The 14,158-nt window shown below is 62.7% G+C and carries 16 protein-coding genes and 1 pseudogene; 15 read left to right on the top strand and 2 right to left on the bottom strand.

All coding sequences use genetic code 11. The features are described 5' to 3' along the window. Nucleotides 1–7: 7 nt before the first annotated feature. Nucleotides 8–1,054 (top strand): UDP-glucuronic acid decarboxylase family protein, encoded by a 1,047-nt coding sequence (locus tag NKJ84_RS03965; RefSeq protein WP_352505423.1) that lies wholly within the window; start codon nucleotides 8–10, stop codon nucleotides 1,052–1,054. A gap of 243 nt (nucleotides 1,055–1,297) precedes the next feature. On the opposite strand, the gene NKJ84_RS03970 is transcribed toward NKJ84_RS03965, so the two are convergent. Further along, the gene (locus tag NKJ84_RS03970) at nucleotides 1,298–3,130 is read right to left on the bottom strand and encodes a hypothetical protein (protein WP_352505424.1); all 1,833 of its coding nucleotides are present in this window, start codon (nucleotides 3,128–3,130) and stop codon (nucleotides 1,298–1,300) included. Nucleotides 3,131–3,290: 160 nt separating this feature from the next. Between NKJ84_RS03970 and NKJ84_RS03975 the strand changes: the two genes are divergently transcribed. The 11 genes and pseudogenes from NKJ84_RS03975 to NKJ84_RS04025 all read left to right on the top strand — a co-directional run bounded on the left by NKJ84_RS03975 (nucleotide 3,291) and on the right by NKJ84_RS04025 (nucleotide 12,238). Then, nucleotides 3,291–4,394, top strand: coding sequence for an inositol-3-phosphate synthase (locus NKJ84_RS03975; protein WP_352505425.1), 1,104 nt, complete (start codon nucleotides 3,291–3,293; stop codon nucleotides 4,392–4,394). Further along, complete coding sequence (locus tag NKJ84_RS03980; protein ID WP_352505426.1) at nucleotides 4,391–4,987, top strand: histidine phosphatase family protein; 597 nt, start codon at nucleotides 4,391–4,393, stop codon at nucleotides 4,985–4,987. The genes NKJ84_RS03975 and NKJ84_RS03980 overlap by 4 nt, the downstream gene beginning before the upstream one ends. 15 nt (nucleotides 4,988–5,002) lie before the next feature. Continuing rightward, a complete protein-coding gene (locus NKJ84_RS03985) occupies nucleotides 5,003–6,106 on the top strand; it encodes a CgeB family protein (RefSeq protein ID WP_352505427.1) in 1,104 nt (367 codons plus the stop codon). After that, the gene (locus tag NKJ84_RS03990; RefSeq protein WP_352505429.1) at nucleotides 6,106–6,906 is read left to right on the top strand and encodes a nucleotidyltransferase family protein; all 801 of its coding nucleotides are present in this window, start codon (nucleotides 6,106–6,108) and stop codon (nucleotides 6,904–6,906) included. The genes NKJ84_RS03985 and NKJ84_RS03990 overlap by 1 nt, the downstream gene beginning before the upstream one ends. A gap of 2 nt (nucleotides 6,907–6,908) precedes the next feature. Next, nucleotides 6,909–7,670, top strand: a complete 762-nt coding sequence (locus NKJ84_RS03995) for a TIGR04290 family methyltransferase (protein ID WP_352505430.1) — start codon at nucleotides 6,909–6,911, stop codon at nucleotides 7,668–7,670. Further along, entirely contained in the window at nucleotides 7,663–8,595 is a 933-nt protein-coding gene (locus NKJ84_RS04000) for a glycoside hydrolase 5 family protein (protein ID WP_352505431.1), read from the top strand. The genes NKJ84_RS03995 and NKJ84_RS04000 overlap by 8 nt, the downstream gene beginning before the upstream one ends. 20 nt (nucleotides 8,596–8,615) lie before the next feature. Next, on the top strand, nucleotides 8,616–9,680 hold the full coding sequence (locus tag NKJ84_RS04005) for a glycosyltransferase family 4 protein (RefSeq protein ID WP_352505432.1): 1,065 nt from the start codon (nucleotides 8,616–8,618) through the stop codon (nucleotides 9,678–9,680). A gap of 7 nt (nucleotides 9,681–9,687) precedes the next feature. Beyond that, on the top strand, nucleotides 9,688–10,677 hold the full coding sequence (locus NKJ84_RS04010; protein ID WP_352505433.1) for a GNAT family N-acetyltransferase: 990 nt from the start codon (nucleotides 9,688–9,690) through the stop codon (nucleotides 10,675–10,677). Between the two features lie 59 nt (nucleotides 10,678–10,736). Further along, nucleotides 10,737–11,441 (top strand): annotated as a pseudogene (locus tag NKJ84_RS04015) (class I SAM-dependent methyltransferase); the annotation flags it as partial. A 222-nt stretch (nucleotides 11,442–11,663) separates the two neighbouring features. Continuing rightward, a complete protein-coding gene (locus NKJ84_RS04020) occupies nucleotides 11,664–11,882 on the top strand; it encodes a hypothetical protein (protein ID WP_023676213.1) in 219 nt (72 codons plus the stop codon). Nucleotides 11,883–12,061: 179 nt separating this feature from the next. After that, nucleotides 12,062–12,238: a hypothetical protein gene (locus NKJ84_RS04025; protein ID WP_254818813.1), complete on the top strand. Its 177-nt coding sequence runs from the start codon at nucleotides 12,062–12,064 to the stop codon at nucleotides 12,236–12,238. 11 nt (nucleotides 12,239–12,249) lie between these two features. Here NKJ84_RS04025 and NKJ84_RS04030 read toward each other — a convergent pair whose 3' ends face one another. Further along, on the bottom strand, nucleotides 12,250–12,834 hold the full coding sequence (locus tag NKJ84_RS04030) for a sigma-70 family RNA polymerase sigma factor (protein WP_502900970.1): 585 nt from the start codon (nucleotides 12,832–12,834) through the stop codon (nucleotides 12,250–12,252). A 295-nt stretch (nucleotides 12,835–13,129) separates the two neighbouring features. On the opposite strand from NKJ84_RS04030, the gene NKJ84_RS04035 reads away from it, so the two are divergent. The 3 genes from NKJ84_RS04035 to NKJ84_RS04045 all read left to right on the top strand — a co-directional run bounded on the left by NKJ84_RS04035 (nucleotide 13,130) and on the right by NKJ84_RS04045 (nucleotide 14,128). Further along, a complete protein-coding gene (locus tag NKJ84_RS04035; protein WP_254818814.1) occupies nucleotides 13,130–13,333 on the top strand; it encodes a hypothetical protein in 204 nt (67 codons plus the stop codon). Between the two features lie 118 nt (nucleotides 13,334–13,451). After that, nucleotides 13,452–13,799, top strand: a complete 348-nt coding sequence (locus tag NKJ84_RS04040; protein WP_352505434.1) for a DUF982 domain-containing protein — start codon at nucleotides 13,452–13,454, stop codon at nucleotides 13,797–13,799. Between the two features lie 32 nt (nucleotides 13,800–13,831). Then, nucleotides 13,832–14,128: a DUF982 domain-containing protein gene (locus NKJ84_RS04045; RefSeq protein WP_352505435.1), complete on the top strand. Its 297-nt coding sequence runs from the start codon at nucleotides 13,832–13,834 to the stop codon at nucleotides 14,126–14,128. The last annotated feature ends 30 nt before the right edge of the window (nucleotides 14,129–14,158 follow it).

The following is a 14,158-nucleotide window of genomic DNA, read 5'->3' on the forward strand; positions in this document are numbered from 1 at the left end:
GATAGAGATGCAGCTATCAAGAAAGGCGCAACGGACCAAGACCGTGCTTGTCGCCGGCGGCGCCGGCTTCCTCGGTTCGCATCTTTGCGAGACAATGCTCCAGGCCGGCTGGCGCGTGATCTGCGTCGACAATTTCCTTACCGGCCGCATGGAGAACATAGCATCGATCGCCGATCGTCCGGATTTTCGGCTGATCAAGCAAGACATTTGCCGGCCGTTGGAGCTTGGCGAACCGGTGGATCGCATCTTCAACATGGCATGCGCGGCCTCGCCGCCGCGTTACCAGGCCGACCCGGTCCACACGACGCGGACTTGTGTCATCGGGACGCTCAATCTGCTGGAGCTCGCCGCCCGTGATGGCGCCCGCTTCCTGCAGGCGTCCACCAGCGAAATTTATGGCGATCCCGAACAGCATCCGCAGAAGGAAGACTATGTCGGCCACGTGAACTGCATCGGCCCCCGCGCCTGCTATGACGAAGGCAAGCGCACCGCCGAAACCTTATGCTTCGATTATCTGAGAATGGGAAAAGCCGATATCCGTGTCGCGCGCATCTTCAACACCTACGGCCCCAGGATGGACCCTGCGGACGGACGGATCGTTTCCAATCTGATCATGCAGGCACTCGAGAGACGGCCGCTGACCATATTCGGCGACGGGCTGCAGACCAGGTCGTTCTGCTACGTTTCCGATCTGGTCGACGGCTTGATCCGGTTGATGGAGGTCGATCCCAATCCACGCCAGCCGGTCAATCTGGGCAATCCGGGGGAGTTCACCATCCTGCAACTGGCGAGCCTGGTGAGAAGCATGACCGCAACCAAATCGGGCCTGAAATTCCTGCCGCTGCCGCAAGACGATCCTCGTCGTCGGCAACCCGACATTTCCCGCGCAAAGAAGCTTCTCGGTTGGTCGCCAAAAGTGCCGCTCAGGCAAGGTTTGATGCGCACGATCGGCTATTTTGCCGAGCTTGAGACGGCGCAGATGATCGACAGAAGACGTCGAATTGCCGCCACCGTGCGTTCTGCCTCAGGCCGGCTGCAAAACCTGCCCGCCTGAGGCGGGGAGCGTCTGGCCGCTGCACGATCGCGCGGTCGTTTCGGATTTCGTCACTTTTTCTCGTCGCGGGAACAACCCGTCCAGCTTCTGGTTCTGCCAAGGTACCGGCATGGAGACGATTGTGCATCCGAAGCGATCCGCCAAAGACATCGAGCAAATGGCCGCAAAGGAGACGGCTGCCTTCCTGCGGCGCGCCTCCATCACCTATCTGGAATGTTGCGTGAGCCTGATGATGACGCATCTTCAGCGCGAGGAGGTAGTCGCCATCCTCGAAAAGGAAGCGGATATGCTTCGCCGGCTGGACTGATCCTGGTCGAAGGGCCGCAGTTCCCCTTGGTTCTCCAGGAAACGAAGCAACATCGAGGTATAACGTCTTGCCGCGGCCGCCAGCCGGATCTGTTCCCGATCATCGCCAGATCGTGCAGCCATGCTCCACAAGCCAAGCTGGAACGCAAGATAGCAGGGCTCATAGTATTGGACCAGATTGGCATCGACGGGACGTGAGGCTCTCACTTCCACAGCCTTGCAAAGCGCCCCAGTCGCCGGGTCGGAGAGGCTGTACTCGACACGGGCGCCGGCAATGTCCCAGGCGATGTCCTGGCAGCCGATCAGATCGTGCGATCGGCAATGATCGAGGGCGTCCGTCTTGACCAGCGTTCCACTGCGCGAAAGGATGAACTCCCACGGATGAAGCCGCCCGTCGATCTCGACCCGCTGCATGGTCTTGGGTGGAGCCTGTTTCGAGAACCAGGTCTGCAGCTCCGCCGCGCGGCGTTCGCCCAGCGCTTCACTTGTATTCCGCACGGCCATGTCGGCAAGCGCCTCCAGCGAGGCGCCTGGCTCCGAGGCGGGCAGATTGGCTGCGCGCCAGGCGAGATAGCGCGCCAGGTGAGCGACCAATTTTTCTTTCGAAAGCGTTGCCCGGTCCAGCGTTGTGCCGTCGATCCAGCGTTCGACCAGAAAGCCATGGCACAGCCCGGCGACTTCCGGGCCAAAGCCTGCGTCGTGCAGCCTCCTGGCGGTCTCGGCCTTGTGCATTCCGATTTCACCGAGGCCGACGAATTTGACCGACCATTTTTCCCGGCCGGCGGAAGCGAGGAACTTCCGCCGCTCGAGGCCGCGATGAACGGGCGGCCACTGATCCTGCGAGCCATAATGCAAGCGACGCCACTCTCCGGCGGATATTTCCATCAGGCTGACCGCTGTGCGGCCGATCATTCTAGCCACCCAATCCCGCAGCGCCGGCAGAGCGGATCCAGCGGGGAAAGTCCGTTCGAAATCCGCGGTGTGTTTTTGGCACACCGTCCATGCCTCACGGATGTCCGCCGACGTCTCGGGGCCCGGGCCACCCAAATGACTTGGGAACAGATGGATGCGCCTGGCATCGATGCCCAGCGCTTGTAGCCATGCGACGACGGCATGGAACGAGCTGCCGGACAGACCCGGGCCCTCATCGACGATGGCAAAGCGGGCCGACGGCTTCGCCATCCAGCCCCTGATCAGCTCCGGATCGGCGGCAAGCCGCCTGCGAAACGGGTGGCCGGTCGGACGGACGCTGACGGGTGCTGGCGCGCCGATGGCTGCAGCCACCATCGCTGCAAGCCCAAGGCCGATGCTGCGGATGCCGATTACGCATGTGTTCGCATCGAGACCCGACTGCCGCGCGGCGACGAAATAGCTCTCCGGATAAAGCGCGTAGTGAGCGTAGCCCTCAGCCGCGCCGGTCAGAATGTCGCCATCGCATTCGAGTTCGGCCAACATTCGCGGCACTTCGGCATCGACCGGGCCGTCGACGGCGAATCCGGCTCTCCACGATCTGCCCACGTCCCGGGCCAAGCCGACCAGGAGATTTGCGCCAGCGATCCGTTGTGGGGAATTCCTGTCCATGCCCTTGGCCGCGAATTCCGCATCGGCAAGGCCCTGGACCAATTCCGAAACCTTGATGAACAGGCCGACCAGCGCTGCGTGCCGTCCGATCCCGCTTGGCATGTCCGCGATGTGCCCGGCCGCGTCTCGAGCCGAGGCGCGAACATATCGCGCGCTCTCAGGTTGCTTGTGGTCGCCATAGACGATCATTGTCTCGTCCCGGTTGGCCTCACCCCCCGGCTGCACAACTCGGCGGGCGCTACTTTGATCCACCGTCGGTTGCACGATTTTTACAGCCGGCAAGGAACAATCCGGGAGGCAGGCGGTTTGGCACGAAGAACTTACCTTCAACAGCATAGGCAGCGGTTTCGTGGGATCGAAGAAAGTTCGGATCGGAATAGTCGGCGTCGGCAACTGCGCCTCCTCCCTTGTTCAGGGCATCACCTATTACCGCGACGCAAGGAGCAATGAGCCCATACCCGGGCTGATGCATGCCGATCTTGGCGGCTACCATGTCAAGGACATCGAGGTGGTCTGCGCTTTCGACGTCGCCAAGGGCAAGGTCGGACGTGATGTGGCAGACGCGATCTACAGCGCGCCCAACAATACTTTCCGCTTTGCCAATGTTGCGCCTACCGGCGTTCGCGTCGAACGCGGACCGACGCTGGACGGCATCGGCAAATATCTGCGCGACGAGATCGAGGAGGCCGACGAGCCGGTCGCCAATGTCGGCAACATCCTCGCCGAAAGCGGCGCCGAGATCCTGGTGTCCTATCTGCCTGTCGGTTCGGAGGAGGCAACACGCTTTTATGCCGAGTGCGCGCTCGAGGCGGGCTGCGCCTTCGTCAACTGCATACCAGTCTTCATCGCCTCGCGGCCGGAGTGGCGCCGGCGCTTCGAGCAGCACGGGCTGCCGCTGATCGGCGACGACATCAAGAGCCAGGTCGGTGCGACGATCGTCCACCGGCTGCTCGCCAACCTGTTCCGTGAGCGCGGCGTGCGCATCGATCGCACCTACCAGCTCAATTTCGGCGGCAACACCGACTTCCTCAACATGCTGGAACGCGAGCGGCTGGAATCAAAGAAGATCTCAAAGACGCAATCCGTCACCAGCCAGATCGACGTTCCCCTGGAGCCCGGCAACATTCACGTCGGGCCGAGCGACCATGTCCCGTGGCTGACCGACCGCAAGTGGGCCTATATCCGGGTTGAAGGCACGACCTTCGGCGGCGTGCCGCTGAATGCCGAGCTCAAGCTGGAAGTGTGGGATTCACCCAATTCGGCCGGCGTCGTCATCGATGCGGTGCGTTGCGCCAAGCTGGCGCTCGACCGCGGCATCGCGGGCGCGCTGACCGGCCCATGCAGCTATTTCATGAAATCGCCGCCCGAGCAGTTCACCGACGCGGAAGCCCGCCAGCGCACACTCTCTTTCATCGCTGGCAAGGACGAGCCGATGCTCGATGCGGCGGAATGACGACGACGTTTTTTCTGGTGCGCCACGCCGCGCATGACAATGTCGGCTGTTATCTTGCCGGGCGGATGGCCGGCGTTTGCCTCGGCGAGGCCGGCAGGGCACAGGCCTCGCATCTGGCTGACCGTATGGCACGCGAGCCGGTAGCGGCAATCTTCTGCAGCCCGCGCGAACGCACGCAGGAGACTGCGACTCCGATGGCGCTCGCCTGTAATGCCGGTGAAATCGTGATCCGCGAGGAACTCGATGAGATCGACTTCGGCACCTGGTCGGGAAAGACCTTCGAGGAGCTGAACAAGGATGCCGACTGGCGAGCGTGGAACGACCAGCGTCAGCAGGCGAGAACGCCGAGCGGCGAGACCATGCTAGACGTGCAGCAACGCGTCGTCTTGCTGATCGAACAGGTCCGCGGCACCTACCAGAACCAATGCGTTGCACTGGTCAGCCATGCCGACGTCATCAAGGCCGCGGTGTGCAAAGTGCTCGGCCTGTCGCTGGGGAACTGCTTTCGCTTCGATATCGACCCAGCGTCGATCACCACGGTTGTTTGGGGGGACTGGGGGTCGAAGCTGATCAGACTCAACGAAGCTGCCTGACGAGGAATTTGCCGGATGCGCATAGTCATTTTCGGTCTTACCGTGACATCGTCGTGGGGCAACGGCCACGCCACGCTGTGGCGCGGATTGATCCGGGCGATGGCCGGGCTGGGCTGGTCCATCACCTTCTTCGAACGCAACACCCCCTATTATGCCGGTACACGCGATCTCGACCAGTTGGATGGCGGCAACCTTGTCCTTTACCCGGATTGGGAGGACATCCAACGCGTTGCCGAGCAGGCGATGAAAGAGGCCGATGTCGTCATCGTCACCTCCTATTGTCCCGATGCCGTGAGCGCGTCCCGCCTTGCTCACCAGGCCTGTCGCGGGCTGAAGGTCTTCTACGATCTGGACACGCCGGTGACGCTGGCGCGGATCGAACAAGGCGAGCCTCCGGCCTATTTCGGGCCGGAAGGGCTTCGCGATTTCGATCTCGTGCTGAGCTACACGGGAGGAACCGCGATCGACGCATTGAGGTCGACGCTGGGTGCACGCCGCGTCATGCCGCTCTACGGCCATGTCGATCCAGAGCGACACCGGCCCGCCCCGCCCAGGCCGGAGTTTGCCGGTGACCTGTCCTATCTTGGAACCTATGCGGCAGACCGCCAGGCCGGGGTCGAAAGGTTGCTGGTCAGCCCGGCTGCGCGCCTGCCGGATCGCCGTTTCATTATTGGCGGCGCACAATATCCGCAGGAATTCCCGTGGAGCGACAATATTTTCTTCGTCCGGCATCTGCCGCCGGCCGACCACCCCGCCTTCTTTTCATCTTCACGACTGACCCTGAACGTGACCCGCGAGGCGATGGCCGAACGGGGCTGGTGTCCTTCCGGCCGGCTGTTCGAAGCCGCCGCTTGCGGGGCTGCGATGGTGAGCGACACATGGCCCGGACTGGAGGCCTTTTTCCGGCCCGGTGAAGAGATCGTCGTGGCCAACAGCACCGACGACGTGGTCGCGGCGCTCGACCTGTCCGACGCCGAGCTTGACGCGATTCGCCGCCGTGCGCGCGAGCGGGTGCTGGACGAACACACCTCGGCGCGGCGCGCGAAGGAATTCGACCGCATCCTGTCCGATGCACTGCACGGCTCCACGCATGGCGAGCCATTGAAGGAGGCAGTTTGATGTTGGGCATCGTGCCCGCAGCCGGACGGGGAAGCCGCATCCAGCCGCTCGGCTTTTCGAAGGAGCTTCTGCCGGTCGGCAGCCGCATCGACGGCAACACCGAGCGGCCTTGCGCGGTCAGCGAATACCTGGTGCGCCGCATGGTCCGCGCTGGGGCCGACAAGATCTGCTTCGTCATCGGCTCGGGTAAGTCGGATATCCTGGAATATTATTCTGCCGGCTATGCCGACGCGGCCGCTCTGTTTGTGGTGCAGCCCTCTCCGGTCGGCCTTTGCGACGCCATCTTCCGCGCCGCACCGCTCGTCGCAGCCGACGAGACCGTTCTGGTCGGGTTGCCCGACACGATCTGGTTTCCCGAAGACGGCTTCCTGGCCCTCCCGGACGACGGCCTGTCCTTCCTGCTGTTTCCGGTGGACCAGCCGGAGTTCTTCGATGCCGTCGTTGTCGACCCGGACGGCCGGGTGAAGCAAATCCAGGTCAAGCAACAGAATGCCGCATCGAACTGGATCTGGGGTGCGTTCAAGATGCCCGGCCGCACCCTTCATCAGCTCGCCGCGCTGTGGCGGGAACGGGACCGGTGCGACGAATACATCGGCACACTGGTCAACGCCTATCTCGCCGCCGGGGGCGAAGCCTATGGCATCAAGGCTGGCACCGCCTATGTCGACGTCGGCACCTTCAACGGCTACCGCACCGCATTGCGGCTGCTTGAAAGCGCCGCCGGTACCAAGGACGACCAAGCCGCCATTACGCTGCCCGGCCACCAGCACGTCCCTATCCTCGCAGGCGAAGGAGGCTAGCCATGCTGCATTCCGATGCCGAGATCCGCCGCCGTATCAATGCGCTCGGCCCATGGTTCCACAATATGGAGCTGGCCGGCATCGAAACCGCTCCCGACCATTTCCTTGGCAACTATCCGCTGATCAAATGGCGCAAATTCGCCGGCGCGATTCCCGCCGATCTTTCCGGTAAGGCGGTGCTCGACATAGGCTGCAATGCGGGTTTCTACTCGATCGAGATGAAACGTCGCGGCGCCGGCCGCGTGCTAGGCATCGACTTCGATGAAGCTTACCTGGCGCAGGCGCGCTTTGCCGCCGAGGTCGCAGACTGCGACATCGAATTCCGGCAGCTCTCGGTCTACGACGTTGGCGCCCTGCATGAGCGGTTCGACATCGTGCTGTTCATGGGCGTGCTCTACCATTTGCGCCATCCTCTGCTCGCACTCGATCTGATCCGGGAGCACGTCGCCGACGACCTGATGATCTTCCAGTCGATGCAACGCGGCAGCACCAACGTGCCGGCGCTCGAGCAGAACTATCATTTCTGGACCCACGACCTTTTCGACCGGCCGGAATTCCCAAAGCTGCATTTCATCGAGCATCGTTACGCCGACGACCCGACCAACTGGTGGATTCCCAATCGCGCCTGCACCGAAGCCATGCTTCGCAGCGCCGGCTTCAAGATCGTGCTGCAACCGGAACAGGAGGTCTATTTCTGCCGCACCGCCGACGTGCCGGCCGGCGGCGGCGCCGTCTACCCGTCGAAAGGACAGATAAATGATTGAAGCCGCGATGATCTGGAACGAGCCCAACAACAAATCCCACTGGGATCCCGAGCTCGACCCCGACTGGAGCCGCTTCGCCGCTACGGCAATCCTGGCCGCCGACGCGATCGCGGCGGAGAATCCCGCCTTGACCAAGGTGCTGGGCGGCATCTCGCCGATCGATGCCGGCTTCATGACCCGGATGAAGGAATTCGGCGTGCTCGATCACGTCGACGCGGTCGCCGTACACGGCTTTCCGCTCGACTGGAACCTCTGGCAGATCCACGAATGGCCGCAGAAGGTCGGCGAGATCTCGGCTGTCACCGATCTTCCGGTATGGGTCAGCGAGGTCGGCGTGTCGACCTTCGGCGCCGAGGAGGTACAGGTCTGGGGCCTGCGCCGGACCGCGGAATTGCTGATCGGCAACGCACCGCGCATCCAATGGTACAGCCTCTACGACCTGCCGCGCGAGTGGGAAGCGACGACGCGCCATCGCGAGGCGGAAGGCTCGTCTTACTATCGCCATTTCTACATGGGCCTGCTTCGCCAGGACGGCACGCCAAAGCCCGCGCTCGAGGAGTTCCTGCACCACACGCCGGCATTAGGACTGGTGCAGTGGTTCCATTTCGAAGATCACCGGCTTGATGACGCCGTTGCCTGGATGAAACGCCTCGGCGTCACCAATCTGCGTACCGGACTTTCCTGGGCCGACAGCTTCAGGCCGAACGCGCTTGACTGGTTCGACCGGCAGATGGAGGCGTTGGCCGACTTCGACGTTACCGTTACTTTCTGCTTCACGCCGGAGCATCGCGGAATGATGCCGCACCACAGCAGTCCGCCGCTGGTGCCGGAGGAATTCGCCGAGTTCTGCGCGGCAATGACGCGCCGCTATGCCGGCAGCATCGCTGCCCCCTCCGTCGGCAGGCTACGCGCCTCCGCGGCGTGAGGAGCTTCGGCTCTCCCGCCATGACGCTCACCGTCCTCAACGTCGCCTATCCCCTCGCCCCGGTCGGGCCGGATGCGGTCGGTGGTGCCGAGCAGGTGCTGTCGATGCTCGACCAGGCGCTCGTACAGGCCGGACACCGCTCGATCGTGATCGGTTGCCAGGGCTCGAGCGCTGCGGGCACTCTCATCGAGACGCCGGCCGAACCGGGCGTGCTCGATGAAGCGGCGAAGCGCCGGGCGCAGCGTGCTCATCGCGCTGCAATCGCTACCGCACGCGCTCGCTGGCCAATCGACGTGGTCCATTTGCACGGTATCGATTTCGATGCCTATCTGCCGGGCGACGGGCCGACATTGGTGACCCTGCATTTGCCGCTCGACTGGTATCCGGCCGACGCTCTCAATCCGGCGCGGGAGGATCTGTGGCTGCATGCGGTATCGGCGGCTCAGCAAAGAACCGCGCCGCCGGGAGCCAGGCTGATCGGGCCGATTCCCAACGGAGTGGACGTCGACGCGCTGAGCGAACCGCAGGCCAAACACGACTTTGCGCTCGTGCTCGGCCGCGTCTGCCCGGAAAAGGGCATCCATCTGGCGCTGGACGCAGCCAAGAAGGCCAGCGTGCCGCTGGTCATCGGTGGCAAGGTCTACCCCTATGAAACGCACACAGCGTATTTTCGCGACGAGGTCGAACCCCGGCTGGACGACCGGCGCCGCTTCCTTGGTCCGCTCGGCTTTGTCGCCAAGCGGCGCCTGCTGAATACAGCCCGCTGCCTAGTCATCCCGAGCCTTGCCGCGGAAACCAGTTCGCTCGTCGCCATGGAGGCGCTCGCCTGCGGCACCCCCGTGGTGGCCTTCCCGAATGGCGCACTGCCGGATGTGGTCGAGCACGGCAAGACCGGGTATCTGGTCGGGGATGTCGACGAGATGGCGCAAGCCATCGCTGCCGCACCCAGCCTGGACCCCGAGACCTGCCGGGCCGAGGCGCGGCGGCGCTTTTCACTCGACCGCATGATTTCCTCCTACATGGACGCCTATCGGGCGCTGGCACGGCTCGGCACAGACAGCGGGCAGCTCGCGACGGCGAAGTGAGCGGGACATGCTCCGCGGTGAGATCATCGACGATCCGGCCGGCCTCGAAGCCCTTGAGCCACACTGGTGGGAACTCTGGTCGCGCAGTCCCTCGGCGACGCCGTTCCAGTCTCCCGCATGGTTACTGCCATGGTGGCGGACATTCGCTCCCGGCGAGCTAGCGACCGTCGCCGTTTGGAGTGGCGACGATCTGGTCGGCCTGGCGCCACTCTATCTGGAACGCCAGGACGCCGGCGCGCGGCTGCTTCCGCTCGGCATTTCGTTGAGCGACTATCTGGACGTCCTTTGTATTCCCGAAACCGCCGAACCGGTCGCCGTCGCCATCGCCGACACGGTTCTTTCCCTCGGCTGGTCGCAGTGGATCTTGCAGGACCTGCCTCCCGGCGGCGCCGGCCTTGCCATCAGGCATGCCGCGCTCGAATCGTGCCAAGCCGTCAGTCATGCCGCTTGCCCGGTGCTCGCTCTCGTCGGCGACCAGACGCTTCAAGGCTGTGTTCCGGCGCGGCGGAGGCGCCAATTGCGCCGCGCCCTCGGGGCCGCGTCGAGACGCGGCAGGGTCTCCATCGAACCCGCTTTGTCCGATCCGCAGACATTCCTCGATCACCTGATCCGCCTTCACCGCGCGCGCTGGGCCGGACACGGCGACGGGGTTCTGTCCGATTCCCGCGTGGAAGCATTCCACCGTCAGGCGCTGCCGAAACTGGTCGCACAAGTGCTTGCCCGATGCTGGCTCATCACCATCGGTGACGTGATCGTGGGCGCCTATTACGGGTTCCATCATCGGGGCCGCGCTTACGCTTATCTCGGTGGCTTCGATCCGGCCTATGCCGATGAAAGTCCCGGCGCGCTGCTCATCGGCCAGGCGATAAGGCAGGCGATCTGCGAAGGCGCGGAAGAGTTCGATTTTCTGCGCGGACAAGAGGCCTACAAATACAGCTGGGGCGCCGTCGACCGGTGGACGATGCGCAAGATCTGGACGCGGAGCAAAGGGCGATGAGCGCGACCCAGCCAGGACCTCGGCGGTCGACATCAGCAAGGCGGGTGCTGGAGGACTGCATGGCAGACGGTGCCGGCGTCGAAGCCGTCATCGCCAGGCTGGCTCTCCGTTTCGAGACAGGAATCGAACCCGCAGAACTGGCGAAGATTGCACAAAACACGCATTCGGCCGATCCGCGAAAGACGGCAAAATTACAACGGATCGCGGACCTGCTTCAGCGCAGGCCTGAGATCTTCGCCACGCTGCGCAAAATAGGTGCTGCCGTTCGGCACGAGCGTGGCGGTGGCGAGACCGATGATGCGGTCGTCAAGCGGCTGGCGGCCGGGTTTGACGCGGCGGCGGCGATCTCCCCGGCGGCGAGCGTCCAGCTGTCATCGCTGGGCAATGAGGAAAACCTCGCGGCCGCTACGGCTGAGATCGTTACATGGCTGGAGAGGCGAGGCTTTACCGGTACCGACCGCGACATACTAGATATCGGCTGTGGCATCGGTCGGTTCGAACAGGTGCTCTCTGCTCTATCGCACCGGATCGTCGGCAGCGATATATCCCCGGCGATGATCTCGATCGCCCGCCGGCGATGCGCCGGGCTCGGCAATGTAGAATTCCGCCCTACCCGCGGTTTCGACCTTGCCGATTTTCGCGATGCCAGCTTCGACCGCGTGCTGGCCGTCGACAGCTTTCCCTATCTGGTGCTGGCCGGCCTCGCGGAACGACATTTTGTGGAAATCGCACGCGTGCTGAAGAGGCCAGGCATGGCCGTGCTTTTGAATTATTCATATCGCGGATCGCCGGCGCTGGATCGCGCCGATGTCCATAAGTTCGCCAACGCAAATCGCATGCAAGTTGTCGTCGACGGCGAAAAGCCGTTCCGGCACTGGGATGGCGATGCCTTCCTGCTTACGATTTCCGGCGGAACATTGCGGCCCAACGCAGGTTCGGATGCCGAACGAGAAAAGCCGCTATTCGACAGCAGGAAGGAGGACGAGATGGCGTCCGGCAGCAAGAAGCACATCGGTCGCGGCAGTCACGGCAAAGGCGCCGGCGCTGGCGCGATGACCGATCTTCCCAAGGACAAGATCGGAGAGAACGCCGTTCTGTCCAACAGAGACAAGAAGCAGCACACCAAGGAGCGTGGGCTCGACGGCAATCGGGTTAAATCGGAGCAGTACCAGGATCATTCAGCGGATCGGCGGCCTGAAGACTGATCGTTGCGGCAGCATATGGCTTGCAGCCGGTGAGCAATTGAAACGCAGCGAGAGCCCAACCGCTGACGAAGCTGTGCAAGGACCGAAGCCGGTCGCATGGATGGCCTGCAAATTCTTGCAAACTCGCACTGTTGCCACCAGAGTGAGATGAAGGGACCAACATTTGCCAAGAGAACGCGATGTCTCGCGCAAGGGAAGATTCCGTCGGCACGCGCGCCGATCTGACGATAGACCGGGAAATCGCTTCCTTGCTTGCGGCAATCGAGCAGGAAAGGGTTCCTGACCGGCTGACCAAACTTGCGATCGAATTGCAGCATGCGCTTGTCGAAAGACGCTTGCGCGGAACCAGTAACTAACGTGACATATATTAGCGGCGCCTCTCGGCTTCGAAGTCCAGTTGTCCTTCGGACAGATAGCTGCGCCTTTCCATCAGGGTTTGCGAGGAACTTTCGCCTAGGTATTCAAGCACGCCGGCGCGGGCCCTGTTGAGCCGGCTCTTCACGGTTCCCACCGCGCAACCGCATATTTCGGCGGTTTCCTCATAGCTGACGCCCAGCACGCCTATTAGCATCAGAACCTCGCGCTGATGCTCGGGAAGACTCTGGATGGCCTGGTGGACTTCCTTGCCCTGTACGGACCATTCCTGCGTCGCTTCCGAGATCGGCCGCAGCGAAGCGCAGTCGAGCAGGCCGGGCGCTTCCCTCACGGCGGCCCTGACACGCGTGTAGTAGGTGTTGCGCATGATCGTGAAGAGCCATGACTTCATGCGCGTTCCAGCTTCGAACTTGTCAATGTTGGCCAGGCCCTTGGTCAGCGTCTCCTGGACCAGGTCGTCGGCATCATCGGGAGTGCGGCAGAAGGTGCGGGCGAAAGCCCTCAAAGCGGGTATGAGGTCGACGATGGAAACTTCTTCGGCTTCGCGGGTCGCCAAGGCGTAGGCTGTGGGTGGCAATGGTTCAGCTCCCGTCCAGAATGAGTTCGCGAGCGCAGACCAGTTAAATGCATTGGGCGAAAGATCGTTCCGGTTGCGAAAATCACCCGGCTCCAGAAAACCGGAGAGGGCTTGGCTGAGCAATCCCGGCCGACGGCGATATTTTTGACGGAACAACCATCGGGATCGCGGAGTTCAAAATCAAGGTCGTCCGACAATTCGGGCGCCGCCATTTGGCGCGTCGAAATGCGATTCGCAGCGAGCCTTGGCCGCGACCTCAAGGGCGGCCTGCCACCTCAAGAAACAGGAGGAGTCCATGACAGGAAACAAGCACGCCAAAGGCAAAACGCCGGCCGATAGCGATCTTGCCAACGATCCCGGCATCGGCAGTTCCAGGGGCACGATCAAGGAGGGCGACCGGCTCGATCAGGGCACCAATACGTTCGAAGGCGATGTCGAGAACGACACCACGCCGCAAGGCGGTATCAATCCTCGGCAAAAGATGCGGACCAACAAGTGACCGGCCGCGCACGATCGAACAAACCTGCTGCAACCCGTGCAGCAATCCCGCGTTAAAGAGCATGAGCCTCGGGTCCGCCCCGGGCGTTGATGCGACAGGCTCTTTCGCGGAGACACAGATGACAAAAAAATTGTTTGGCCGCCCGGTTCCAATTCTCGTCGGCCTTGGTTTCCCTCGCTATGTCGAAAATATCTGGCAGGCCTATGACGTCTTAAATGAATGGCCGAGCCGCGGTCCGGCGCACAAGGCGGCGTTCGACGCCTGTCGCGCCGGGCTGGCTGACGAGGTCGACGTCGAGACGGTGCGTGCGGCGTTCGATAAATTCGCCCGCAAGGCGGGCATTCTGGCCTACGATATCGCAGCCGAAACACCAGCACGCGCCAAAACAGCTGCGAAGGCCTACGACGTTTGGCTGAAACGCCCGTCGGACAGTCGTGTAGACCCTAAAGACACGCAGCTTGCTTGAAGCGACACCTTGCTTGAACCGGGAGGAATCCGGTGCAGAGAATAGAGTTCGATACACCTGTTTGCATCTATTTCGGCAAGCCTGGGCGATCGCGATTGGTCAGTTCCGTTTTCGAAGCAGTACATTGCCTGAAAAGCGAGAAATGGCCGGCGCGCAATGCCCCACTGGCGCTGGCGGCCGCTGATGTATTGAATCGCGCCCGAACCGGTGAAATTACGGCCGGCAAAGCGCGGCAAGCGTTTGTCGACGCCGCGTGGGAGGCAAACATTCTTGTCGAAGGCGAGTCGCGTGACGGGCATGCCCTGACAGCACAGCGGGTAAACCTGTAGGTGTCTCCCGCAGTTCCGTCCAAAGCCCGG

Origin of the sequence: Mesorhizobium sp. M0048, from assembly GCF_040323405.1 — a bacterium.
GTDB lineage: Bacteria > Pseudomonadota > Alphaproteobacteria > Rhizobiales > Rhizobiaceae > Mesorhizobium.